At 62.5% G+C, this 23951-nt stretch carries 30 protein-coding genes; 20 read left to right on the plus strand and 10 right to left on the minus strand.

What is annotated here, in order from left to right; genetic code table 11:
• The 13 genes from EO094_RS07530 to EO094_RS07590 all read left to right on the plus strand — a co-directional run bounded on the left by EO094_RS07530 (window position 1) and on the right by EO094_RS07590 (window position 9878).
• On the plus strand, window positions 1-477 hold the full coding sequence (locus EO094_RS07530; RefSeq protein WP_128291598.1) for a NifX-associated nitrogen fixation protein: 477 nt from the start codon (window positions 1-3) through the stop codon (window positions 475-477).
• Window positions 478-521: 44 nt separating this feature from the next.
• Complete coding sequence (gene fdxB / locus EO094_RS07535; RefSeq protein ID WP_128291599.1) at window positions 522-818, plus strand: ferredoxin III, nif-specific; 297 nt, start codon at window positions 522-524, stop codon at window positions 816-818.
• 4 nt (window positions 819-822) lie between these two features.
• Window positions 823-1443, plus strand: coding sequence for a nitrogen fixation protein NifQ (locus tag EO094_RS07540; RefSeq protein ID WP_205649838.1), 621 nt, complete (start codon window positions 823-825; stop codon window positions 1441-1443).
• Window positions 1444-1601: 158 nt separating this feature from the next.
• Window positions 1602-1922 carry a HesB/IscA family protein gene (locus EO094_RS07545; protein WP_128291600.1) on the plus strand — a complete coding sequence of 107 codons (321 nt, stop codon included), beginning with the start codon at window positions 1602-1604 and terminating at the stop codon, window positions 1920-1922.
• Between the two features lie 11 nt (window positions 1923-1933).
• Window positions 1934-2404 carry a NifU family protein gene (locus EO094_RS07550; protein ID WP_205649839.1) on the plus strand — a complete coding sequence of 157 codons (471 nt, stop codon included), beginning with the start codon at window positions 1934-1936 and terminating at the stop codon, window positions 2402-2404.
• Between the two features lie 10 nt (window positions 2405-2414).
• Complete coding sequence (gene nifS, locus EO094_RS07555) at window positions 2415-3617, plus strand: cysteine desulfurase NifS (RefSeq protein ID WP_128291602.1); 1203 nt, start codon at window positions 2415-2417, stop codon at window positions 3615-3617.
• Window positions 3610-4764 carry a homocitrate synthase gene (gene nifV / locus EO094_RS07560; RefSeq protein WP_128291603.1) on the plus strand — a complete coding sequence of 385 codons (1155 nt, stop codon included), beginning with the start codon at window positions 3610-3612 and terminating at the stop codon, window positions 4762-4764. Before nifS ends, nifV begins: the two co-directional genes overlap by 8 nt.
• 48 nt (window positions 4765-4812) lie before the next feature.
• On the plus strand, window positions 4813-5154 hold the full coding sequence (gene nifW / locus EO094_RS07565; RefSeq protein ID WP_281275243.1) for a nitrogenase stabilizing/protective protein NifW: 342 nt from the start codon (window positions 4813-4815) through the stop codon (window positions 5152-5154).
• Window positions 5155-5358: 204 nt separating this feature from the next.
• Window positions 5359-6213 (plus strand): electron transfer flavoprotein subunit beta/FixA family protein, encoded by an 855-nt coding sequence (locus EO094_RS07570; RefSeq protein WP_128291605.1) that lies wholly within the window; start codon window positions 5359-5361, stop codon window positions 6211-6213.
• 12 nt (window positions 6214-6225) lie between these two features.
• Window positions 6226-7326: an electron transfer flavoprotein subunit alpha/FixB family protein gene (locus EO094_RS07575; RefSeq protein ID WP_128291606.1), complete on the plus strand. Its 1101-nt coding sequence runs from the start codon at window positions 6226-6228 to the stop codon at window positions 7324-7326.
• A 10-nt stretch (window positions 7327-7336) separates the two neighbouring features.
• Entirely contained in the window at window positions 7337-8644 is a 1308-nt protein-coding gene (locus EO094_RS07580; RefSeq protein ID WP_128291607.1) for an FAD-dependent monooxygenase, read from the plus strand.
• Window positions 8641-8940 (plus strand): ferredoxin family protein, encoded by a 300-nt coding sequence (locus tag EO094_RS07585; protein WP_128291608.1) that lies wholly within the window; start codon window positions 8641-8643, stop codon window positions 8938-8940. The genes EO094_RS07580 and EO094_RS07585 overlap by 4 nt, the downstream gene beginning before the upstream one ends.
• Window positions 8941-9095: 155 nt before the next feature.
• A complete protein-coding gene (locus EO094_RS07590; protein ID WP_128291609.1) occupies window positions 9096-9878 on the plus strand; it encodes a metallophosphoesterase family protein in 783 nt (260 codons plus the stop codon).
• On the opposite strand, the gene menA is transcribed toward EO094_RS07590, so the two are convergent.
• The 6 genes from menA to EO094_RS07620 all read right to left on the minus strand — a co-directional run bounded on the left by menA (window position 9865) and on the right by EO094_RS07620 (window position 16430).
• The gene (menA, locus tag EO094_RS07595) at window positions 9865-10791 is read right to left on the minus strand and encodes a 1,4-dihydroxy-2-naphthoate octaprenyltransferase (RefSeq protein ID WP_128291610.1); all 927 of its coding nucleotides are present in this window, start codon (window positions 10789-10791) and stop codon (window positions 9865-9867) included. The genes EO094_RS07590 and menA overlap by 14 nt on opposite strands.
• A 139-nt stretch (window positions 10792-10930) precedes the next feature.
• On the minus strand, window positions 10931-12799 hold the full coding sequence (gene cysC, locus EO094_RS07600) for an adenylyl-sulfate kinase (protein ID WP_246008437.1): 1869 nt from the start codon (window positions 12797-12799) through the stop codon (window positions 10931-10933).
• Between the two features lie 29 nt (window positions 12800-12828).
• Window positions 12829-13731 (minus strand): sulfate adenylyltransferase subunit CysD, encoded by a 903-nt coding sequence (gene cysD, locus EO094_RS07605; RefSeq protein WP_128291612.1) that lies wholly within the window; start codon window positions 13729-13731, stop codon window positions 12829-12831.
• Window positions 13732-13753: 22 nt separating this feature from the next.
• A complete protein-coding gene (locus tag EO094_RS07610; protein WP_128291613.1) occupies window positions 13754-15103 on the minus strand; it encodes a UDP-glucose dehydrogenase family protein in 1350 nt (449 codons plus the stop codon).
• A gap of 125 nt (window positions 15104-15228) precedes the next feature.
• Window positions 15229-15426, minus strand: a complete 198-nt coding sequence (locus tag EO094_RS07615) for a CsbD family protein (protein WP_128291614.1) — start codon at window positions 15424-15426, stop codon at window positions 15229-15231.
• Between the two features lie 110 nt (window positions 15427-15536).
• Window positions 15537-16430 carry a formate/nitrite transporter family protein gene (locus EO094_RS07620; protein ID WP_128291615.1) on the minus strand — a complete coding sequence of 298 codons (894 nt, stop codon included), beginning with the start codon at window positions 16428-16430 and terminating at the stop codon, window positions 15537-15539.
• A gap of 167 nt (window positions 16431-16597) precedes the next feature.
• Between EO094_RS07620 and EO094_RS07625 the strand changes: the two genes are divergently transcribed.
• The 3 genes from EO094_RS07625 (at window position 16598) to EO094_RS07635 (ending at window position 18303) form a co-directional block, all read left to right on the plus strand.
• On the plus strand, window positions 16598-17002 hold the full coding sequence (locus tag EO094_RS07625; RefSeq protein WP_128291616.1) for a hypothetical protein: 405 nt from the start codon (window positions 16598-16600) through the stop codon (window positions 17000-17002).
• A gap of 11 nt (window positions 17003-17013) precedes the next feature.
• Window positions 17014-17271 (plus strand): hypervirulence associated TUDOR domain-containing protein, encoded by a 258-nt coding sequence (locus EO094_RS07630; protein WP_246008385.1) that lies wholly within the window; start codon window positions 17014-17016, stop codon window positions 17269-17271.
• Between the two features lie 114 nt (window positions 17272-17385).
• Window positions 17386-18303, plus strand: a complete 918-nt coding sequence (locus EO094_RS07635; RefSeq protein ID WP_164879581.1) for a diacylglycerol/lipid kinase family protein — start codon at window positions 17386-17388, stop codon at window positions 18301-18303.
• On the opposite strand, the gene EO094_RS07640 is transcribed toward EO094_RS07635, so the two are convergent.
• A complete protein-coding gene (locus tag EO094_RS07640; RefSeq protein WP_128291618.1) occupies window positions 18297-19457 on the minus strand; it encodes a baeRF3 domain-containing protein in 1161 nt (386 codons plus the stop codon). The two genes, EO094_RS07635 and EO094_RS07640, sit on opposite strands and share 7 nt — an antisense overlap.
• A 148-nt stretch (window positions 19458-19605) precedes the next feature.
• Here EO094_RS07640 and EO094_RS07645 point away from each other — a divergent pair, with 148 nt between their 5' ends.
• From EO094_RS07645 to EO094_RS07655, 4 genes are all read left to right on the plus strand, one after another.
• Window positions 19606-19869 carry a DUF7218 family protein gene (locus EO094_RS07645; protein WP_128291619.1) on the plus strand — a complete coding sequence of 88 codons (264 nt, stop codon included), beginning with the start codon at window positions 19606-19608 and terminating at the stop codon, window positions 19867-19869.
• A gap of 75 nt (window positions 19870-19944) precedes the next feature.
• Window positions 19945-20079, plus strand: coding sequence for a hypothetical protein (locus EO094_RS18855; RefSeq protein ID WP_281275237.1), 135 nt, complete (start codon window positions 19945-19947; stop codon window positions 20077-20079).
• A 322-nt stretch (window positions 20080-20401) separates the two neighbouring features.
• Window positions 20402-20623, plus strand: coding sequence for a NepR family anti-sigma factor (locus tag EO094_RS07650; protein ID WP_128291620.1), 222 nt, complete (start codon window positions 20402-20404; stop codon window positions 20621-20623).
• 11 nt (window positions 20624-20634) lie between these two features.
• Window positions 20635-21183 (plus strand): sigma-70 family RNA polymerase sigma factor, encoded by a 549-nt coding sequence (locus EO094_RS07655; protein ID WP_128291621.1) that lies wholly within the window; start codon window positions 20635-20637, stop codon window positions 21181-21183.
• Window positions 21184-21269: 86 nt separating this feature from the next.
• Here EO094_RS07655 and EO094_RS07660 read toward each other — a convergent pair whose 3' ends face one another.
• From EO094_RS07660 to EO094_RS07670, 3 genes are all read right to left on the minus strand, one after another.
• Window positions 21270-21749 (minus strand): pyridoxamine 5'-phosphate oxidase family protein, encoded by a 480-nt coding sequence (locus EO094_RS07660; protein ID WP_164879582.1) that lies wholly within the window; start codon window positions 21747-21749, stop codon window positions 21270-21272.
• A gap of 28 nt (window positions 21750-21777) precedes the next feature.
• Complete coding sequence (locus tag EO094_RS07665) at window positions 21778-22842, minus strand: DNA topoisomerase IB (RefSeq protein ID WP_128291623.1); 1065 nt, start codon at window positions 22840-22842, stop codon at window positions 21778-21780.
• Window positions 22843-22970: 128 nt separating this feature from the next.
• Window positions 22971-23924, minus strand: coding sequence for a DMT family transporter (locus EO094_RS07670; protein WP_128291624.1), 954 nt, complete (start codon window positions 23922-23924; stop codon window positions 22971-22973).
• Window positions 23925-23951: the final 27 nt, after the last annotated feature.

Consider the following 23951-nt stretch of genomic DNA (forward strand, 5'->3'; position numbering starts at 1 on the left):
ATGGCGGAAGCGTTGATGTCTGCGGGCGACGCGAACGATAAGGCCATGGGCTCGCCCTTCCTCAAATCGCTCGTCGCGCTCTACCGGGCGGAGGATTCCTACGGCGCCTGGGAAAGCAAGAGCGATGCCGAGCTTCTCGAGGAGTTCATCGTCACCGCCGAAGAGCGGCGGGCAAAGCCGATCATCGACGATCCCGACCCCGACCTTCTCGACCGGGTGGACAAATTCTATCGCGCCGTCGGTCTGACGGTGGAGCGCGAGACGGGGCTCATGGCCTCGCCGATGATGAGCATGCATTGGGAAGGGTTCGGGCGCGTCATCCTGACGGCCGGCAAGCTCGTGATCTTCGCGAAGTCGCTGCGCGACGTGCACCGCTTTGGTTTCGAAAGCCTCAGTGACCTCGCCGAGGCCGGCATGAAGGTGGTGCGCCAGGCGCGCGAGACGATCGATACCTATCCAGACGTGGCCCGCGCCTGAGGCGTGGCCGATGAGAGGGGCTTGGGCGAGCCCAGGGGGACAAGATGAGCTTCGTGACACGTGACGGCCGGGACTGGACGCCGGAATATCTTCTTTCGATCGATCCGAAGAAATGCATCGGTTGCGGTCGCTGCTACAAAGTCTGTGCGCGCAACGTGATGACGCTTCGCGGCGTCACCGAGGACGGTGAGTTCGTCGATCTCGAGGACGAGGATGACGACGAGCTGGAGCGCAAGGTCATGGTGCTCGGCGACGCCGGAAATTGCATCGGCTGCGGCGCCTGCGCCAGGGTCTGCCCGACGGGCAGCCAGACGCACGGGGCTGAGGCACTTGCGGCCTGAGACGATGGACGCGGCGGAGGTCTACGATTTTCTGATGGAGGGCGGCGAGCGGCCGCTCTGCAATGCGTTCGACGCGCATGTCATTGCCTCCGTGCTGGCGCTCGCCATTTCGGAAAGCCGCAAGGAGGAGGTGTCTGTCGTCGAGACACTGGGCCTCGACAGCGACAATCTCAAAGACCTCGTCGACGCGCTCTTTCCGCACGCGGCGGCGGTTTTCGAGGGTCTGCCGGCCAACGTCGCGCCGGCGAGAAGCGAAGACGAGGCCTGCCTTCTCGACCTCTTGATGAGCGGCACGACCGAGGACAGCTCTCTCGAAATGCGGTTTGCGGAGATCATCGCCCGGCGCTGTCAGCGGCCGAACCATCTCTGGCAGGATCTCGGTCTCCGCAACCGACGCGAACTCGGCTGGCTGATGGAGCGGCACTTCGAGATGCTGTCGGAGGCCAACAGCCAGGACATGAAGTGGAAGAAGTTCTTCTACCGCATGATCTGCCGCGATACGGGCTATCAGATCTGCACGGTGCCGACCTGTAACGAATGCGACGACTTCGAGACTTGCTTCGGCGATGAGAGCGGCGAAAGCCTGCTTGCCCGCGTCAAGCGCGATGCCGAGAAGGCGTCCTGAGGGCGCATCGTTCCTTCCCGCTGTTGCGAAGACACCTGTCGGTTTTGTGACATTGGTGCGGAATGCGACATTCCGTCAAGTTCTGAATATCCTTTAAAAACAATACTTTATGGTTTGGCATGCGGCTTGCTGCGCTCCTTGCAACGAAGGAGCAAGGCATGATCCAGCTGACCGAGGCCGCCGTGGATGCGCTGCGCACAGCGATCGCCGGGTCTGAAGAACCGGTCGAGGGCCTGCGCCTGATGGTCGAGAGCGGCGGCTGTGCCGGCCTCAAATACATGATGGGCCTCGTCGGGGAGGCCGAGCCGAGCGATGTGCTGGTGGAGCAGGCGGGCATCAAGGTCTTCGTCGACCCGATGAGCATCGCCTATCTCGAAGGCACCACCGTCGATTTCGTCACAAGCCTGGAGGGCGCCGGGTTCACCTTCGACAATCCGAAGGCGACTTGGAGCTGCTCCTGCGGCAAGTCCTTCGGATGATGGAGAGCCCCATGACTGATTTTACCCCCCTTTATCAGGATGAGCTTCTGGAGACGGCTGCCGAAGAGCGAGAGGAGCGCTGCGAAGGTGCTGCCGGTCCGGGCGAGAAGCCGATGGTGCGGCTGACGCTTCTCAACCGCACGCAGATGCCGAAGAGGCCTGCGTCGTCGCCCGAGGCGCGCGTTGGGAGCGCCGAGGGCGAGACCGGCTCGCGCAAGGCGGCGACTTTCGGGCTCGGTCTCAGCCGCGAGGAGAAATTCGCTCTCGTCGAGGACGCGCTGGAGGATATCCGCCGCTACATTGCGGGCGATGGCGGCGACTGCCAGCTCGTCGATATCGAAGACAACAAGATCATGGTGCGGCTGACCGGTGCCTGCGTCGGCTGCCAGCTTGCCGGCGTGACCATCGGCGGCATCCAGATGCGGCTGATGGCGAAGCTTGGCGCGCCCGTCCGCGTCATCCCGGTTCACCCGAGACATTGAGGAGGCGGTGATGCGGCCCGTCTATCTCGATGCCAACGCAACCACACCCGTCGATCCCGACGTGCTGGCGGCGATGCTGCCGTTCTTCACGGAGCATTTCGGCAATCCCTCTTCACCGCACGGCTTCGGCTCGGTGGTTGCCGCGGCCGTGAAGCGGGCGCGCGGGCAGCTTCAGTCGCTGCTGGGCGCCGAATCGGACCAGGAAATCACGTTCACCTCCGGCGGAACGGAATCCGATACGACCGCCATCCTGTCGGCACTCGCCACGCAGGAGGCCCGCAATGAGCTGATCGTCTCGGCGGTGGAACACCCGGCGGTCCTCGCGCTCGCTCAGGATCTGGCGAAACGGGCCGGTGTGGTCGTCCATGTCATACCGGTCGACGGGCGGGGCCGGCTCGACATCGATGCCTATGAGAAGGTGCTCGGCCGTCAGACGGCTCTCGTCTCCATCATGTGGGCGAACAACGAGACCGGCACGATCTTTCCAGTCGAACGGTTGGCTGCGATGGCGCACGAGGCCGGCGCGCTCTTCCATACCGATGCGGTGCAGGCGGTCGGCAAGATCGCGATGGATCTCCAATCCGGCGCGATCGATATGCTGTCGCTTTCGGGGCACAAGCTGCACGGACCGAAGGGGATCGGTGCGCTCTATGTCCGTCAGGGCGTGCCGTTTAAGCCGCTCATCCGCGGCGGGCGGCAGGAGCGGGCACGCCGCGCCGGCACGGAAAACGTGCCGGCCATCGTCGGGCTCGGCAAGGCCGCGGAGCTTGCCGCCTTCCATCTCTATGACGAACAGACGCGCGTGCGGGAGCTGCGCGACCATCTGGAAGCCGGCGTGCTGGCTGTGATCGACAAATGCATCGTGACCGGTGACGTGGACAATCGCCTGCCGAATACGAGCAATATCGCTTTCGATGGCGTCGAAGGTGAGGCGATCGTGCATCTTCTGTCGCGCGATGGCGTCGCCGTTTCGTCCGGCTCGGCATGCAGCTCCGGCGGCATGGACGCCTCGCATGTGATCCGCGCGATGCGTCTTCCCTTTACGGCGGCGCATGGTGCCGTGCGTTTCTCCCTGTCGCGCGACAATGAGAAAGCCGATGTCGATCGGCTGATCGAGATCCTTCCCGACATCATCGAAGAGCTGCGCGCCGTGTCGCCGTTCTGGCGAAAGGCACGGGAGCCCGCAAAGCCACAGGAGCGTCTCTATGCTTGAGGAGCGCATCGTCCCCCGTCACATCGCCTTCAACGATTCCACGCTTCGCGATGGTGAACAGGCGCCGGGCGTCGCCTTCTCGATCGACGAGAAGGTGGCAATTGCGCGGGCCCTCGATGCGGCCGGTGTCGACGAGATCGAGGCGGGCACCCCGGCGATGGGGGAGGGCGAGATCGAGAGCCTTGCGGCGATCGGCGAAGCGGTGACGGGTTCGCGCGTCATCGCCTGGTGCCGGATGACCAAGGGCGATGTCGATGCCGCGCTGAAGACCGGTCTCAAAGAGGTCAATCTCTCCGTGCCGATGTCCGATCGGCAGATCAAGGCGAAGTTCGGCACTGATCGTGCGGACGTTCTCGACCGCATTCGCAGAGTCATCCCTTATGCCCGCGCGCATGGGCTCCGGGTCGCGCTCGGCGGCGAGGATTCAAGCCGGGCCGATCTCGATTTCATTCGTCGGGCCATTGCGGTCGCGCAGGAGGCGGGCGCCGTCAAATTCCGCTTCGCCGATACGGTCGGTATCCTCGACCCGTTCACGACCTTTGCCGTCTTTCAGCGGCTGCGGGCGATGAGCGATCTCGATCTGGAATTTCATGGCCACGACGATCTCGGCCTTGCAACGGCCAACACGCTGGCCGCGATCCGCGGGGGAGCCACGCATGCCTCCGTCTGCGTTCTCGGCATCGGCGAGCGTGCCGGCAATGCGGCGCTCGAAGAGGTGGCGACCGCGCTCGATCATATCAGTGCGCATAAGAGCCGGGTCGACCTTACGCATCTGACGGGGCTCGCGGAGCTCGTTGCGGCGGCGGCAGGCCGTCCGATCCCGGAATCGAAGCCGATCGTCGGGGCTGCCGCCTTCATGCACGAATCCGGCATCCACGTTTCCGGCCTTCTGCGCGATCCGGCAACCTATGAGGGTCTCAATCCGGAGCGGCTCGGGCGCGCGCGCACCATCGTTCTCGGCAAGCATTCCGGCATCTCCTCGATGCGCCATGCGCTCGAGACTCTTGGACTTGCCGCCGACGACACGCAGACGCGCACGCTTCTCGACCTGGTCCGCGCAGAGGCCGCCAAGGCCAAGCGCGCGGTCGGCCTTCACGAAGTTGCCGCTCTTCATGCGGCGCTGACGGCACGCGAACTCGCGGCCTGACCGGATCTCAAGGGAAAGCGCGGCCCTGAGGCCGCCGCTGCGGAGGATATCATGGGCGTTCTGGACGAATTGCGGGAGCTGTCGGCCGCGGAAGAGTTTTTCGCGTGTCTCGACGTGCCGTACGATCCGAAGGTGGTGCATGTTGCACGCCTGCACATTCTGCGGCGCATGGGCGAATATCTCGCCGCCGACCATCTCGACGATCTTGATGATGAGGTCGCGCGCGAAGCGTGCCGCACGCATCTGGCGCAGGCCTATGAGGACTTCACACGGTCGTCGCCCCTCGAACAGCGCGTCTTCAAGGTGCTGAAGCAGGCCGCGGGTGGACCGAAGCCGAAATCAAAGCCCTTCGTGGCGCTCAACACCCTGACGGGGCGCGCCAGCCAGTGACACTTCTGTCGGGTTTGCGACAGCTACCGTCCGCTTTTGGCCGTGTCGCGCAAACCCGACAATCCGAAAAAGAACATTAATATCATATAGTTACGAGATTTTCGAGATTGGCACGCTGCTTGCGAAAGAGCTGATGAGGTCTTGAATTCGGCACCGGCCACCAGACGCAAGCTGGCTCCGGTGCGCATGAGGAAGGCAGGAACGATGCAGATCGTCGTGTGTATCAAGCAGGTTCCGGACAGCGCCCAGATCCGCGTTCATCCGGTCACCAACACCATCATGCGCCAGGGTGTGCCGACCATCATCAACCCTTACGATCTTTTCGCGCTCGAAGAGGCTTTGCGGCTGCGCGACAAGTCCGGCGGGGAGGTGACCGTTCTCTCTATGGGTCCGCCGATGGCCGAGGATTCGCTGCGCAAGGCGCTGACTTTCGGGGCCGATCGCGCGGTGCTCCTGACGGATCGCTTCTTTGCGGGCTCCGACACTTTGGCGACGAGTTTTTCCCTGTCGCAGGCGATCAAGAAGATCGGCGAGGTCTGGGGCGCGCCCTCGATCGTGTTCACCGGCAAGCAGACGATCGATGGGGATACGGCTCAGGTGGGGCCGGGAATTGCGACGCGCCTCAACCTCAATCAGCTCACCTATGTCGCGAAGATCGGGCCGATCGACCGCGAGGGCGGCACGATCGAGGTCGAGCGGCGCGCGGAAGGGGGTGTGCAGGTTCTGCAGACCAAGCTCCCCGTTCTCATCACCATGCTCGAAGGCACCAATGAGATGCGGCGCGGCTCGCTTTCGGCCGCGCTCTCGGCGGCCAAAGCCGATGTGACGGTGTGGAACGCCGCGGATATCGGCATCGAGGACGTCACCAAATGCGGCCTGCGCGGATCGCCGACGGTCGTCAAGCGCGTCTTCGCGCCGACGCCGCGCGAAGAGAAAGCCGAGCAGCTTCCCGTCAGCGGCAAGGGCCCTGACGAGATCGCGGACACGCTCATGAACGAGATTTTCAGCCGGCATCAGACGATCGAAGACGATCTGATGAATTTCGCGGCCGGGCAGTAGGAGGCAAAGCCGATGGCAAACGCGCCAAAGCAGCAAGCCCGCCCCGCAGGCGGTCGGGCCGGCATGAAGAAGGAACTGCCGGAGCATTTCAAAGCCTACCGGCATGTCTGGGTCTTCATCGAATACGAGCACGGGCACGTGCATCCCGTGTCGCTGGAGCTTCTGGGAGAGGGCCGAAAGCTCGCCGAGAAGCTCGACGTGGAGGTCGTGGGCGTCCTTTTGGGTGGCGACAAGAGCGAACTCGAGGCGGCCGCGAGGGAAGTCTACGAGCACGGTGCCGACGTCCTCTATCAGGTCGCCGATCCGATGCTCGCGCATTACCGCAACGAGACCTACACGAAGTGCCTCACGGATCTCGTCAACACCTACAAGCCGGAGATCTTGCTGCTCGGTGCGACGACGCTCGGTCGCGACCTCGCGGGCTCTGTGGCGACGACGCTGGCAACGGGGCTGACGGCCGATTGCACGGAGCTCGCGATCGACGACGATCGTTCGCTTGCAGCGACGCGGCCGACCTTCGGCGGGTCGTTGCTGTGCACGATCTACACGCTGAATTTCCGCCCGCAGATGGCGACAGTGCGCCCGCGCGTCATGGCTATGCCGAAACGCGAGCCGGGACGCACGGGACGCCTGATCGAGCATCCGCTCAACATGGCGGAGGAGGATGTCGTCACCAAGGTTCTGCGTTTCGTCGCGGACCGTGATTCCAACAAGGTGCAGCTTGCCTTCGCCGACATCGTCGTGGCCGGCGGGCTCGGGCTTCGCTCGGCTGAGAATTTTCAGCTGGTGAAGGATCTCGCCGAAGTCCTCGGCGCCGAATACGGCTGCTCACGGCCGCTCGTGCAGAAGGGGTGGGTGCCGGCCGAGCGCCAGATCGGCCAGACCGGCAAGACCATCCGGCCGAAGCTTTACATCGCCGCCGGCATTTCGGGCGCGATCCAGCACCGTGTCGGTGTGGAGGGAGCGGATCTCATCGTCGCCATCAACAGCGACCCGAACGCTCCCATTTTCGATTTTGCTCATCTCGGCGTGGTGGCCGATGCCCTGGAAGTGCTTCCGGCGCTGACGCGGGCATTCGCAAAGCACCTCTCCGTCAACCGCCTGGCAGGCTAAGGAGGCAGCCATGGTCGAACAGCGTTTCGATGCGATCGTTGTTGGTGCAGGGCCCTCGGGCAACGCCGCCGCCTACACCCTGGCGAAGGAGGGCTTGAACGTCCTGCAGCTGGAGCGCGGGGAATATGCCGGCTCCAAGAATGTTCAGGGCGCGATCCTCTATTCCGACGCGCTCGAAAAGCTCATCCCGAATTTTCGTGAGGATGCGCCGCTCGAGCGGCATGTCATCGAGCAGCGTCTGTGGATGCTCGATGACGCGTCTTACACCGGCATGCATTACCGCTCGGAAGAGTTCAACGAAGAGAAGCCGAACCGCTACACGATCATCCGCGCGCAGTTCGACAAATGGTTCAGCCAGAAGGTTCGCGATGCCGGCGCGACCGTCCTTTATGAGACGACGGTCAAGGAGCTCATTCGCAACACGTCGGGCAAGGTGATCGGCGTGCAGACCGACCGCGAGGATGGCGCGGTGATGGCCGATGTCGTCATCCTTGCGGAAGGCGTCAACGGCCTCGTTGGCCAGCGTTCGGGGCTGCGCGATGAGCTGAAGCCGGACACCGTGGCGCTTGCGGTCAAAGAAATGCACTTCCTGCCGCGCGACGTCATCGAAAGCCGGTTCAACCTCAAGGGCGACGAAGGCGTCGTCATCGAGGCGATGGGCAGCGTGACGCTCGGCATGACCGGGACCGCCTTTCTCTACACCAACGAGGAATCGATCTCCGTGGGCATCGGCTGCCTCGTCTCCGACTTCACGGAGAAGCGCGAGGCGCCTTACGAACTCCTGGAGAGGTTCAAGTCGCATCCGGCGATCGCGCCGCTTCTGGCGGGCTCGGAGGTGAAGGAATATGCCGCTCATCTCATCCCGGAAGGCGGCTACAACGCCATCCCTTCGCTCTTCGGCGATGGTTGGCTGATGGTGGGCGATGCCGGGCATTTCGTGAATGCCGTCCACCGCGAGGGTTCCAACCTTGCGATGACGACGGGCCGCGTTGCCGCGGAAACCGTCGTGCGGCTGCACCGCATGCGCAAGGAGATGACGAAAACCAATCTCGCCGAATATCAGGAGCGGCTGGAGAAGACCTTCGTCCTCAAGGACATGCGCAAATACCGCAAGATCCCGGCCTTCCTGCACGGCAACAAGGAAACACTCTTCGGCCTCTATCCGCGTCTCTTGAGCAAGGCGGCGCAGACATGGTTCCGCGTCGACGGGCTGGACAAGAAGGCGAAGGAGAAAGCGATCGTCTCCTCGTTCCGCCAGGCGCGGACGTTGAGGGGCATGATTGGTGACGCGTTCAAACTGGCGAGGGCCTGGCGATGAGCACGGAAACAGATGCCGTGAAGGTTGAAGAGAAGCTTTACTACAACCGTTACGTGGTGGATGCGGGCCGTCCGCACGTCAAGATCCGCCCGCATGAGGTGCCGTCTCAGGCGCTTCTGGCGCTGACGAAGATCTGCCCGGCGGGCTGCTATGCCCTCAACGACAAGGGGCAGGTCGAGGTGACGCCCGACGGCTGCATGGAATGCGGCACCTGCCGCATCGTGTGCGCCGATACGCACGACATCGAGTGGAATTATCCGCGCGGCGGTTTCGGCGTCCTGTTCAAGTTCGGCTGAGGCTCGCCTCGGCCGGGCAGGCTGTCATGGACGGTGCCAGGGGGCTTTGGCCGGACATGCAGCCTGCCTATCTTTTCTGCGCGCGGCGCTGACACGAGCGGAGCCCGAGAGGGTGGGGCGGCTGATTTTGCTGACCCTCACCCTATATCGCGGGCATGGCCTTTTTCTCCGCAGCACGCACTGACCCGCAACACGCCGTCCCAGACGGATGCCGCGTCTATGCGATCGGCGACATTCACGGGCGGTTTGATCTGCTTCTCGATCTTCAAGAGCAGATCAAAGCCGATCTCGCGGCGTCCCCACCGGAAGAGAGCGTCGAGATCTTTCTCGGCGATTACATCGATCGCGGACCCAATTCCCGCGCGGTCCTGGAATATCTGTTCGCGAGCGAAAAGCTCTGCGACCGCCGCGTCTGCCTCAAGGGCAACCATGAGGCGGTGCTTCTCGAGGTCCTCTCCGATCCGAGCATGCTTCCTTATTGGTGCGGGCAGGGCGGATCGGCGACGTTGCGCTCGTTCGGCGTTGCGCCTCCTTCGGGCGGAGATCAGCGCTCGCTCGTCACCTGCCATCAGGCTTTGCTGCAGGCGCTGAGCGGTGGCTTCGAGCAGTTCTTGCGTTCGCTCGCTCTCAGCGAGAGCGTCGGCGACTATTTCTTCGTTCACGCCGGGATCGATCCCAGACGCCCCATGCGGGCGCAGCGGGAGGAGGATCTCGTGTGGATCCGCGAGCCGTTTCTCTCAAGCGGACGGGATTTCGGCTTCTGTGTCGTGCACGGGCACACGCCTCTCGACGAGGTCGACATTCGCCCCAACCGCATCGATATCGACACGCGCGCCTTTGCCTCCGGCCGCCTGACCTGCCTCGTTCTGGAACGGGACGAGCGGCGCTTTCTGCAGACGCAGGATGTGGCAGAGCCCGAGGCCGTCAGGCGGCGGTGAAGATCAGACCAAGGCTGACGGTGAGACAGAGCGCGGCCTGAACCGACGCGGTCTGTCCGAGACAGCCGTTGAAATCGGCGGGTGTCGTGGCATTGCGGAAAGCCATGTGAGCCTTCCAGGCAAGCGGAATGCAGATGAGGCCGAGGAGAGCGCCGGTGAGGTGTTCGCCGACGAGGGCGAGCAGGGTGATCATCACAAAGCTCGCGGCGAGCAGACGGCCGTAAAGGCGTCCGGCGCCGAGAGGCCCGACGCGGATCGCGAGCGTCTGGCGGCCGGCGAGCGTATCGCTTTCGCGATCGCGCGTGTTGTTGACGAGGAGAACGGCGGCTGCCGGCAACCCGATCGCCACGCCGAGAAGGATGGCCGGGAAGTCGATGAAACCCGTCTGCAGATAGAACGTCCCGTCGACAGCGACGAGACCGAAAAAGGTGATGACGAAGGCCTCGCCCCAAGTGCTGCGTGAGATCGGCCAGGGCCCCGACGAATAGGCGTAGCCTGCGATCAGCGACAGGATGCCGACGATGAGGATCGGGATACCGCCGGCCTGGATGAGATAAAGGCCGCCGAGGGCTGCGATGAAGAAGGCGAGATGCGTGGCGTGGAAGACCTCGCGCGCCGTCGCCCAGCCCTTTTGCGTGACCCGAGGAGGGCCGATGCGGCCGGAATCGTCTGTCCCGTTCAAAGCGTCGACGGCGTCGTTGTTGAGATTGGTGCCGATCTGGATGGCCACGGCCGAAATCAGGGTCACCAGCGCCAGAAGCAGGTGAAAATCGCCGTTCTCGGCCCATGCCAGCGTCAGGCCAGCGACGACCGGCGAGACGGAGAGCGCCAGCGTGCGCGGACGGATGGCGTACCACCAAATGGCGAAAGGAGACGGTTTTTCCGGGGTCATCGCATCGACCATAACCATCATGCTGTCGCCGAGCTGTGGGCGGCACCGATGGTATTTGTATTGCAAGATTGGCCCGGTGTAACGAGCCGTTGACACTTGGGTCAACGGCTCTTTCTGTCCTTCAGGGTGCGGCCCTTTGGAGCGCCGCGACAGTCTCCGCTCAGCTCAATCGGCCTTTCTGGCGCAGGTAAGCGATGATCTCGTCGGCCAGTTCTTCCGGGGAAGCCGAGGTCGTGTCGACGGTGATTTCGGCGTTTTCCGGCACCTGGTAGGGCGAATCGATGCCCGTGAAATTTTTCAGCTGCCCGGCCCGCGCCTTTGCGTAGAGCCCCTTCGGGTCGCGCTTTTCGGCGATGTCGAGAGGCGTGTCGACGAAGACTTCGACGAATTCCCCCTCCATCATCAGCTGACGCGCCATCTGCCGTTCGGAGCGGAAGGGCGAGATGAAGGAGACGAGGACGATGAGGCCTGCGTCCGTCATCAGTTTCGCCGTCTCGGCGACGCGGCGGATGTTTTCCACCCGGTCGGCGTCGGTGAAACCGAGATCGCGGTTGAGACCATGGCGAACGTTGTCGCCGTCGAGCGTGATCGTGTGCCGGCCGGCCGCATAGAGTTTCTTTTCGACCCAATTGGCGACGGTCGACTTGCCGGCGCCGGAGAGGCCAGTGAACCACAACACCGTGGGCTTCTGGTTCTTCAGACGCGCACGGGCATTGCGGTCGACGTCGAGCGACTGCCAATGAATGTTGGCGGCACGTCTCAGCGAGAAATCGACCATGCCAGCGGCGACAGTCGAATGGGTGAACCGGTCGATCAGGATGAAGCCGCCGGTTTCGCGGTTCTCGCCGTAAGGATCGAATGCAATCGGATGCGCCAGCGACAGGTTGGCAAACCCGATCTCGTTCAATTCCAGGACCTTGCCGGCCGTCTCTTCAAGCGTGTCGACGGAAAGGTGATGCTTCAGTTCGCTTACCTGCGCCGAGACCATGCGGTTGGCGGCTTTCAGCCAATAAGGCCGGCCGGGCAGAAGCGGCTCTTCCGCCATCCAGACGAGATGGGCGGCGATTTGATCCGTCACTTCCGGCCGGTTTTCCGCCGGCACCAGAACGTCGCCGCGGGCGATATCGACCTCGTCGGCAAGCCGCAGCATGATCGACTGGCCGGCGACGGCCTCCTCAAGTGAATTCTCGCCGATGTCGATTGCTGTCACGCGGCTCTTTTTGCCGGAGGCCGCCACCACGACTTCATCGCCAACGGCGATGCGCCCGGATGAGATCGTGCCCGCATAGCCGCGGAAGGTATGATCGGGCCGGCACACCCATTGCACCGGAAAGCGCAACGGCGTTTCGACGAGGCCCGGAGCGGATGGCGCTTCCTCCAGGAACGGCAGGAGGGCCGGACCCTTCCACCAGGAGAGGCGCGGGCTCGGGCCCGTGACGTTGTCGCCTTCGCGCGCCGAGAGCGGGATCGGCGTGACGCTTTCGATGCGCGTGCGCTCGGCAAAAGCTGCGAAATCTGCCGCGATCTTCTCGAAAACGGCCTCATCGTAGCCGACGAGATCCATCTTGTTGACGGCCAGCACGACCTGCTTGATGCCCATCAGCGAGCAGATCAGGGCATGGCGGCGCGTCTGTCGCGACAGGCCTTTTTCGGCGTCGACCAGGAGAATGGCGAGCTCGGCGGTCGACGCTCCGGTCGCCATGTTGCGGGTGTACTGCTCGTGGCCCGGCGTGTCGGCGATGATGAAGCGCCGGCGGGGCGTCGCAAAAAAGCGCCAGGCGACGTCGATCGTGATGCCTTGCTCGCGCTCGGCCTCGAGCCCATCGACGAGGAGCGCAAAGTCGATGTCGCCACCGGTGGTGCCGTGGCGGCGGCTGTCTCGCTCCAGATCGGCGATCTGGTCCTGCAAGAGCAGCTTGGAATCGTAAAGGAGGCGTCCGATCAGGGTCGACTTGCCGTCATCGACGGAGCCGCAGGTCAAAACGCGCAGGGTGTCGGGCGCGGCAAGCGTGCCGGCGAGCGTCTGCATGCTCGCGGGGTTGGTGCTGGCGGTATCCATCAGAAATAGCCTTCCCGCTTCTTGCGCTCCATGGAAGCCGAGGCTTCCCGGTCGATGGCGCGGCCGCCGCGCTCCGACTGGGTCGCACCCATCGTCTCCATGACCACTTCGGCAAGTGTGGTTGCCGACGATTCCACAGCGCCGGTCAGCGGATAGCAGCCGAGCGTGCGGAAACGGATGAGCCGCTGTTGCGGGACTTCGCCCGGCATAAGCCGCATGCGGTCGTCATCGACCATGATCCATTGGTCGTCGCGCTTCACGACCGGCCGTTCGGCCGCGAAGTAAAGCGGCACCAGCGGAATGTTCTCGCGCTCGATATAGGTCCAGATATCGAGCTCGGTCCAATTGGAGAGCGGGAAAACGCGCATCGATTCGCCCTCATGGATGAGGGTGTTGTAGAGGCGCCATATCTCCGGGCGCTGGTTGCGCGGATCCCAGCCATGGCTCTTGGAGCGGAAGGAGAAGATCCGCTCCTTGGCACGTGACTTCTCCTCATCGCGGCGGGCGCCGCCGAAGGCTGCATCGAAATGATGCCTGTCGAGCGCCTGCTTCAGACCCTCCGTCTTCATGACGCGCGTGTAATTGGCGCCGTGGTCGAACGGGTTTAGGCCGGCGGCGACGCCTTCCTGATTGACATGGACGATGAGCTCCATGCCCGCCTCGGCGGCCATCCGGTTGCGGAAGGCGTACATGTCACGAAACTTCCAGGTTGTATCGACATGCAGAAGCGGGAAGGGAGGCGGAGCCGGATGGAAGGCCTTGCGCGCGAGATGCAGCATGACCGACGAATCCTTGCCGATCGAATACAGCATCACCGGGTTGCGGCATTCGGCTGCCACTTCCCTGAAGATGTGCAGGCTTTCTGCTTCCAACCGGTCAAGGTGGGACAGATTTGCGGACATGTGTTTTACGCTTTGAGAGATTTCAGGAGGACACAAGGCGCGGGCGCGCCGGGCTCTGAGGCTCGGCAGGGCGCGGTTTGCGGCCAACGCTGTGATAGTTGAAGGCGTGGGGTGCCACTTCTTCAGGCGGATAGATGTTGCGCAGATCGACTAGGACATTGCCGCGCATCGTCCGCGAAAGCGTGGCGAGATTAAGGGCACGGTACTCGTTCCACTCCGTCATAATGACGAGGCCGTCGGCGCTTTCGGCCGCGGCATAGGGCGACGCGCACCAGGTCACGCCCGGAAGCAGCGGTTTTGCCGCTTCGGCCGCCTGGGGGTCGTGGGCGCGAATGGTGGCTCCCGCGGACTGTAGCGCGGGAATGGCGGTCAGGCTCGGGGCCTCGCGGATGTCATCGGTGTTGGGCTTGAAGGCGATGCCGAGCACGGCGATCGTCTTGCCCTCGACGCTGCCGCCATGTGCGGCGATCACCCGTTCGGGGATCGAGCGCATGCGCTCCTCGTTGACGGCGATCGTGGTTTCGACAAGCCGGATCGGACTGCCAAGACGGCGCGCGGTGGCAGCCAGCGCCCGCGTGTCCTTGGGAAAGCAGGAGCCGCCATAGCCCGGCCCCGGATGCAGGAATTTCGGTCCGATACGATTGTCGAGACCAATGCCTCGGGCGATGTCCTGGACGTTGCCGCCGACGATCTCGCAGAGGTCGGCGATCTCGTTGATGAAGCTGATCTTCATCGCGAGGAAAGCGTTCGCCGCGTATTTCGTGATTTCCGCGTTCTCGAGCGAGGTGAAGACGATCGGCGTCTGACGCAGATTGAGCGGGCGATAAAGCGCCTTCAGGGTCTGTTCGCCGTGCGCATCTTCAACGCCCACGACGACGCGGTCAGGGCGGAGAAAATCTTCGATCGCCGCACCTTCGCGGAGGAATTCCGGATTGGAGGCGACGGAGAATTCTTTGTCCGGGGCCGTCTCCTCGATGATGCGGCGCACTTCGCGGCAGGTGCCGACGACGACCGTCGATTTGATGACCACGACAGAGCCAGAGCGCATGGCTTCGCCGACTTCGCGGGCTGCGGCGTAGACATAGGAAAGGTCCGCTTCGCCGTCGCCGCGTCGCGTTGGTGTGCCAACCGCGATGAAGATGACGTCGGCGTTCTCGACGGCCCCCGCGAGGTCCGTGGTGAAGGTCAGGCGGCCGGCGTTTTTGACCATCAGCTCCGCGAGACCGGGTTCGTAGATCGGCACTTCGCCCCGTTGCAGGGCTTCGATCTTCGCCTGGTCTTTGTCGACGCACGTGACGTCGAAGCCGAACTCGGAAAAGCAGACACCAGAGACCAAGCCTACATAGCCGGTCCCAATCATCGTGATGCGCATGGCGGTCTTCCTCGCGAACGCGGCTCTTAAGCCACGTCGAGGCGGTTATTGCAATTGCGAGAAAGACACAAAAAGGGCCGGCACGAAGCCGGCCCTGAACTTGTTTATCCTACACCTCGACCGTCTTAGTGACGGGCGAGCCAGTCGTCGATTTCACGCTCGGCCTCGTCCTTGGCCACGCCGTAGCGTTCCTGGATCTTGCCGGCGAGTGCCTCGCGGTTGCCCTCGACCTGGTCGAGCTCGTCGTCGGTGAGCTTGCCCCACTGGGCCTGAGCGTTGCCCTTGAACTGTTTCCAGTTGCCTTGAACACGATCCCAATTCATCTCGTTCTCCTGTTAATTACGATGTCAGGAAAACGAGGATCGCCGTCACGCGGTTCCACGCCGAGGTCGCCGGTCAAGGAAAACCTCTTACCCCGGCTAATAGATTTCGGCTATTTGATTTCTTCCTTTACCTGCGCGTAAGCGAGCAGCGCGAAGAGTGCCGTACCGCCCAGGACGTTGCCTATTAATACAGGCACAGTGAAGTGCCATAACATTGTGAAGATGCTGATATCGCCATGCGCAACGAGCAGGAATGCCTCGACGCTGCCGGCAATAATGTGGGTGAATTCGGCGATCGCGATGATGTAGGTGAAAAGCACGATCACGAGGAACTCGCTGCCGGAAGCGCTCGGCAAAATCCACACGATCGCAGCGATGAGAAAGCCGGCACCGACGGCGCGCACGAACATTGTGAACCAACTCTTGTCCATCATCTCCCGGCTGATATCCAGCATCGCCTGGAAGACCTCCGGGTGGGTGCCGGGAAGAGCTGCATTGAAGAGCGCGACACCGAGCGTGCCGACCATATTGGCGACGAAGACCACGCTCCATAAGCGCATGACACAGAGGACATTTTTGCGCGTAAATTCCGCTGCGAGCGGCAGGATCGGGGCGATGGTATTTTCGGTGAAGAGCTGCTGGCGGGCGAGAATGACGAGCAGGAATCCGACGCAATAGCCAAAATTATCGACCAGCGGTCGCCATGGAGCATCGGGCAGGTGTTCGCGCAAGGCTGCTTCGGCCACGAGCGAGAAACCGATCGACAATCCCGCGGCGATGCCCGACCACCACAGGGAGGAGGTGGGGCGCTCCATTTCCTCCTCGCCCTCCTGCCGCACCACTTCGTAAATCGCCGGCACGGACAGGCGCAGTCTTTTCTCGACGGTCTTGGCTTCACGCTGGGTGAGGCCGCGAGAATCCTGGGCGCGCTCGGCCCCTCGGCTCGCGCGCTCCTCGTTTCGCTTTGTCGGCTTTTCGTTTTGTTCGCTCTGAGTGTCGCTCATCTTCGCTCGATTCCGCTTCTCGCCATAATCCCGTCACCGGTGGATCAAGATTGCGCTGCAAGAGCGCGCTTCAAGGTGGCATGGCCAATCCGCCACGAGGGAAGGGCCGCGTTATCCGAGTGGGAACTCACCAGCCTTCGGCACATTCACTGCTCAAGGAGGACGATATGACAAACCGTCTCGATGGGCCCGGAGTGCCTTTCTCGTCGGACTATGCCGTTGGCGGCGATGCGGATGAGCCGGGCCTAGCCCAGCCGATCACCACAGACGATCTCGATGCGCTTGCGCATTCCGCGCGTGGAACGGTCGAGGAGCGTCGCGAAGCGCTTCGCGGGGCGCTCGATGAGCTAGAGGCGCGCCGTTCCATGGATGTTTCCCACGATGTCGACGGCGTCATCGCCTACGGCCGAGATCTGCTTCAGTCTCTTTCGGGAACCTCTCCGGTCTCGTCTGTCGAAACTGGAGATCCTGAGGGTTTCGGTTTTGCTCCGGAAGACCGGCTAGATCAGCCGGATGAAATTTTGGAGCGGGCGCAAGACTCGGTCAAGGAAGAAGACGCAGAACGCGAGTGAAGATGACCGCCATGCCGGCGGAGACGAAAGAGGTTTTGAAGAAGAAAATGGCGCAAACCTATCGCAAGGGTGAGAGCGTTGAGTGGCGGTTCGGTGGCTGGACCAGCCGAGGCCGGATCGTGGAAGTGTTCACGCGTCCTGTCGTGCGCAGCCTGGAAGGCCATGAAATCGTGCGCAATGCGGATGCCGAGAACCCGGCCTACCTGATCGAGCAGGACGACGAGAGCCGGGTGATGAAGTCGCATTGCGAACTGAGCGGCCTTCGCTGAGAGACAATTTGAGCGTCTCAGCAGACGCTGGCGTTGGGGGCGAGCGTCGCAATGACCGGGAATGAAAGAGATTCTGCCGAGGCGTCCGAACAGCCCGGACCCTCACGCGCTGCTATGCGTCTGGCGCTTGTTCTCAACAGCGATTCCGGCACCTTGCGCACGTGCGAGCCGTCTGCAGGCGAAGAGATCGCGGATATTTTCCGGCAGGCCGGGCACGACGTGACCCTTCACTGGAAGGCGGGCAAGGAGGCGATCGCCGCCATCGAGGCGGCCTTCGCGGACGATGCTTATGACGCGGTGATCATCGGCGGTGGGGACGGCAGCGTGTCGTTTGCCGCCTCGCAAGCATACCAGAGCGGCAAAGTGCTTGGCATCCTGCCGCTTGGCACTATGAACCTTTTCGCCCGCGCTTTGGGCGTTCCGCTCGACATGTATGAGGCGGCGAGGGTGCTCGCTGCGGGTGAAGTCTCTCGCGTCGATATCGCGGATGTGAACGGGCGGCTCTTCGTCCACCATGTCACTCTCGGGCTGCATCCGAAGATGATCAGGCTGCGCCAGGAACTCGATTACGGATCGCGTTTCGGCAAGCTCATGGCGAGCGCCAAGGCTCTCCGCCTTGCGTTGCGGCGGCCGCCGATCATTCGCGCACGTCTCGCCCTCGCCGATGAGGAGATCGACGTTGAAACTGCGGCCCTCGTGGTCAGCAACGGGCCTCTTGGGGATGGGCATCTGCCTTATGCCGATGATCCTTGCGCCGAGACGCTCGGCATCTATTTCGCCACGTCGCGCAAATGGACCGACCTTCTGGAACTTGCGGCGGCCTTCGCGCTCGGGCGCATGAGCGACAATCCGATTCTGTCGATGCGACGGTCTCAGGCCGTCACGATTTCCATGCAGCGCTCCGAAGCGCGAGCCTCGGTCGACGGGGAAGTGGTGACGCTCAGACCGCCGCTCAAGATCCAGCAATATCCCCGCGGGCTGACCGTGCTGGCGCCCGCGGGACATATCGCGAAGGACGCCTCAGGTCAGTAGCGGGTCAGCGCTGCGACAGGGCCAAGGTTTTCGGCCGTCTCGCCTTCCATGCTGTAGATCGAGCCGCCTGCCTGGAGCGCTCTCACCGCCACGAAATCAATGAGGTCGAACTGTTCGGGACCCGGTTCATCGACCACATGCACGGCGTGTTCGTCGGAATTGTAGGTTCCCCAAAGATGGGCCGAGCGGGCGATGAAGACGGCTTCCAGCCGCCCCTCGATCGATGCGCGAGCGATCTCGTCGATGTCGCGTAGCGCGCCGTTGGAGCTTTCGTCCTTGAGGCGTGCCTTGAGACGCTCCAGCGCATCACGCCGATCACCCTCGACTTCCGGCTGCATCACCGACCAGGAGGCCTGGTGCAATTCCGCCTCGCTCTTGGAGGCTGGATCGACCTTCAGGTTCTCCTCCGAAACGCCCTTATAGTGCAGCTTGTTCTGCAGGTGGCCTAAGGTGCGCGGCTCGGCTGCGATCACCAGAGGCGCGCCTGCACCTCCCAGCTTGTGATCGACGGCCTTGGCGATCTGCCCCAGATATTCGTCGAGCTCGACCTCGTTGTAATCGTCCGGGCTCGGCCCGAGCGAATGGTATTGCGGTACGCCTGCGGATCCGCCTTGCTGGCCGCCGGACGCGTTCGAATGGAAGCCGACATTGCCGTCAAACTCCGTCATGCCGCGGAATTTCGCGAGGCTTTTTGGCATGTTCGGAACGTCGACAGGGCGAAGGTCGTGCTTGCGCACCTTATAGAGCTGTACGTCGTCACGCGTGACGCACAGAAGGTAGCCGTGGCCCGCGGATGAGAAGATGCGGATCAGCGGGCGTAGATAAAAGCGCTCGCCGACCAGCGAAAGCTCTTCGACTTCGCCCGGCAGCTTGATCCATTGCACGCCGTTTTCGTCGATGAGGACGGCCAGCGATTGGTCCTGGTGCTGCCAGAAGTCGAAATCGTCCAGCCGTTCTTCCGCCGGCTGCAAGAGTGCGTCGACGTCTCGTCCTGCGTCTGCCGCCTGAAGATTGCGCCGTGCCTCTGCGAGAGCGTTTTTGAGGCGCGTCGGATTTTGCAGGGTTTCGGCGCTGCGCATCTCCATCGGCAGGTAGATGCTGATCTTGGGAAAGCCTGTGCGCTCCGCCAGGTCGCGTATCCAGTCGCGTTTCATTGTTATCTCCCTGTGGGTTGCAGCTTTCTGGGGAATGGTCGCCGCCCATCACGAGTTCCTTGGAGGACCGGCCCAGGTTGTCACATTTCTTTCGCAACGCATGGGCGCCTTCGCCGTTGTGTCCTCAAACGGCAACGTGAGCAGAGCGATGGCGAAGAATCACGGAAACCAGGTCAAAGACGACAAGCTTTATGAGGATCTGCGCGAGCGCGGCGAATCCAAGGAGAAAGCCGCAAGGATCGCCAATGCGCGCGCCAATCCGTCCATGCATCCTTCCAAGAAGGGCGGAACGAATCCCGCCTACGAGGAGTGGAGCAAGGACGACCTTTACGATCGGGCGCAAGAGCTCGGCATCGATGGGCGCTCGAAGATGGACAAATCCGATCTCATCGACGCCCTCCGCAATCACTAGTTTCGCACCGTACGAAAGGGCGCAGACGGAGAGAGCTCGACCCTTTGCAACCCACGGCACTTTTCAGGAGCGCGTATGCCCCGGGATGACATGAATGAAGTCGAAGTGACGCAGGCGGAGGAGAGAAACACCAACCGCCATGTCCTTGTCTGGGGGACGGTGTTGGCGATCGTTGCTCTAGGCGCGATTGCGCTGTGGTTCGGGCTTTAGGCCTTCCCTTTTCTCAAAGCTGCGGGTTCCATTCTCTGGCCAGACGCCTTTGCTGCAACGCCAAATTCGGCCGCATTTGTGTTTGACAAGCGGCGTGAAGTCGTGGAAGCCGAGGCGATAAACGGCCTGCTAACCTTGATCATGGTAAATGCCTTACAGGTTCAAGACTGTGGTTGATGTCGCTTTCCGACGGGATGCGACGCGGCCGTCCGGCACCCTTGCATCCGGCCCGAGCGTCGGCTGCGGCGTTTCGCACCAGAAATTGCTTTGCCGGAACAAAACCCGAGCATCCGAATTAACCTCGTGACGGAGTTGAAGTGACATGGATCAATCTGACCGGGAGGGCAGCGGTCGCTCGCAGGAGGATATTATGTTGGCGGACAGCAACGGCCGCGAAAATGGAATGCACCCTCTGGTTCAGTCTCAGATCGGGAAGCATTTGCGCGCCGTTTACGACGATGTGGTGAACGAGCCAGTTCCTCAGCGCTTCCTCGATCTCCTGGAGCAGCTGGAAGAATCCACAACCAAAAACCGTCGCAGTTAGGCCGAGCCCATATGGCCGTATCCGAGGCTCTTCGACAGGAGCTCCTGTCAGCAATTCCCAATCTTCGTGCTTTTGCCGTCTCGCTTTGCGGCAATGGCGAGCGTGCGGACGATCTCGTCCAAGAGACGCTCATGAAGGCATGGGCCAAGTTTCACACCTTCCAGGAAGGCACCAATCTGCGGGCCTGGCTTTTCACCATCTTGCGCAACGAATTCTATTCGCAGGTGCGCAAGAAGGGCCGAGAGGTCGAGGACGCCGAAGGCGCCTATGCCGCCAAGCTCGCATCGCAGCCGGCCCAGAACGGGCATATGGATCTGCGCGACTTCAACGAGGCGCTATCGCAGCTGCCGGACGACCAGCGTGAAGCCCTGGTGCTCGTGGGCGCGTCCGGTTTCTCCTACGAGGAAGCTTCCGAGATCTGCGATTGTGCGGTCGGCACGATCAAAAGCCGGGTCAGTCGTGCACGTACGAGGCTCTCCGAACTCCTCGCTCTGGAGGAGGGGGAGACCTACGGCTCTGATCCGATGGCGACAACGGTGATCACGCGCAGTTTCAGCTGATCTTAAACGAGACATGTAAGAAGGGCCGCTCGGATCGAGCGGCCCTTTTTTGTTTGCGGTCCGGCTGTAGGGCCGTCTGAGGCCGCCTAAAGAGCGACCTTACGGTTTTCGCCGAGATTGGGCTCCTCGCCCGACTGCTTCGCCTTGATCAGGTTCCAGCGCCTCTGCAAGGCGTTGAAGCCCTCCCAGTATTCGCCGCTCGACGGCACCACTCGGATGACGGCGACGTCGGGGTCTTCTTTGCCGCCGGGAAACCAGCTTTCGGCATCGTCGAACCAGACAGCATCAATGAGCCGCTGGTCGGTGGTGAGGTACGCCTGTCCCGAAACCGAGACATATTCTTTCCGTCCAGGCCGCGCGAAAGAGAGATTAACCTCCGGATGCGCGGCAAGCTCATCCGCCTTGTGAGATGATTTCCGCGTCAAGAGATGAAACTCGTGCGTGGATTTGTCGACGTCGAAGCCCATCGGGCGAGAGCGCAGCTCGCCACCGTCCCGGCTTGTCAGCATGCAGACGGTCACGTCTTCGATAAGATCGAAGAACTCCTCGATCGGCGCATCTGTCATCAGCGTATCTCCTTGTTTCTCGGACGATTCAACGCCCGGCGGCCGGCTCATGTTCCGCCTTCATGCTTGCCTCTTCGGCCTCCAAAAATCGCATGAGAGCAGTCTCCGCCGCCGAGAGATGTGTGCGGTGCGGTCCGCGCAGAAGATCGGCGCGCAAGCGTTCCTCCTGGAACGCCTGGACAACCAGCGGATGCACGTAACTGGAACGGCATACGGCCATTGTATTGGCGAGCTTGTCGCTGACCTCGCGCATCACGGATGCGATGGCTCGTTTCCGGGCCACCTCGCTTTCCGGTTTCTCGCTTGTCACGAAGAGTTCAAGGGCTGCCGCGCTCGCGGCAAAGGTGCGGAAATCTTTCGACGTCACCTGCGCTCCGGCCGCGTTCTTCAGATATTGATTCAAGTCCCGGGCGTTCAGGTAAGCCCGGCTTCCATCGCTCTCGCGATAGGCGAACAGGCGGCGTTTGCCGATTGCCTTAAGCTTACGAAGTCGCGACGGGAGGTAGGTGTCTGGGATCACCTTGTGGATTTTCTTCCCCGATTTGCCTGTGAAATCGAGCGTCACGGTGCGGCCGTTCAGCCGCACATCCTTTTTAAGAAGGGTGGTTGCACCGCGGGCGCCTTCTCCGTCACTCGGCTCGCCGCGATGACCCGACCGCAACAAGGCTCGGTCGACGAGGCGCGCCGCGACAGCTGCAGAAAAACGCCGGTCGGTGCGACGGCGGTCGAGATCTCGCGCGATACGCTCGCGGATTTTCGGGAGCGCCCGGCCGAACCGTAAAAGGCGCTCGGCCTTGATGGCGTTGCGGACCTCCGTCCAATCCTCGTGATAGCGGTATTGCAGGCGACCTTCCTGGTCGCGTCCGACGGCCTGCAGATGCGCATGCGGGTCCTCGGCGATGCAGACCGAGGTCCAGGCTGGCGGGATAACGAGGTCTTCCAGGCGCCGGCGCAGGCGGCGATCGCGGATGGTCTTGCCATCACATCTATAGGTGAAGCCACGCCCGCTGCGGCGGCGCTCGATCTTGAGGTTCTCCGCGCAGATGTAGTTGAGCCCGCACAATTCGGCTCGTTCCTGAAGCGTGTCGGCCATCGTGCCTCCAAAGGACGGGCACGAAACGGGCAGGAGAGAGCCCTGGTTCCGCGGCTGAGCGCAGAGCTTCCTAAGCCGGCAACCCTATGTTTCTCAGAGGCTTGCGAAGGTTGGAGCGCTCTTGTCGCTCAGTTCGTATAGCCGCGGCCAGCCGGTGAACGCGCCAGCCTCTGGCCGCGTCTCGCTTCGCGATGGATCGTGTAAAGCGCGGCCGCGATGACGATGCCGGCGCCGATGAAGGTGCGTATGGCGGGAATCTCGCTGAAGATCAGGATGCCGAGGATCGTCGCCCAAAGGAGGCGAGCGTAATCGAGCGCCGCCAGAACGGTCGCTTCGCCGGCGCGAAATGCCTGTATGTTGCAGCTTTGTGCCGTGACCGAGACGAGCCCTATGGCGACGAGCAGGCCGAATTCCGTCCAGGTCGGCCACACCCATTGCCAGATCGCGAGAGGTGTCAGCAAAACACCCACGAAGACCGTCTGATAGGCGAGGATGGTGATCGCGAGGTCTGAGCGCGACAGGAGCCGAATGATCACCATGACGAGGGCCGCCGAGGCGGCGCCCGCTACGGCGAGAAGGCCATAGCCGTCGATGCCTGCGCCGGTCGGGTTGAGCATCACCATGACGCCGATGAAGCCGCAGATGATCGCGCCCCAGCGGCGAGGACCGACCGCCTCTTTGAGGATGACGATGGCAAAGAGCGGGATGAAAAAGCTCTTGGCGAAAGCGATCGCGGTTGCATCAGCGAGCGGCAGATGAACAACCGCTGTGAAGCCGCAGAACATCGCAATGACGGCGAAGAGGATGCGTCCCGCGTGAAGGAGAGGGCGCCGCGTCGTCAGCGAACCCGGAAACCCCCGGATGATCAGCGGCAGAGCGGCGAGAAACATCACCGACTGACGCACGACCAGGATTTCAGCGACCGGCAGCCTCGTGCCGATGAGCTTGATCAGCGTCATCATGATGGTGAAGAGAATAGTGGCGACGATGATCCAGGCGGCACCACGGAGATTGCCGGGCAGAGCCTGAAACCGTTTCGTCAGTCCGGCAGATGTTTCGCCGAACCGGCCCGTTCCATCCATGGCTGTCTATTGACGCTTCGTCGCATT

Source organism: Afifella aestuarii (assembly GCF_004023665.1).
Taxonomy (GTDB): Bacteria; Pseudomonadota; Alphaproteobacteria; order Rhizobiales; family Afifellaceae; genus Afifella; species Afifella aestuarii.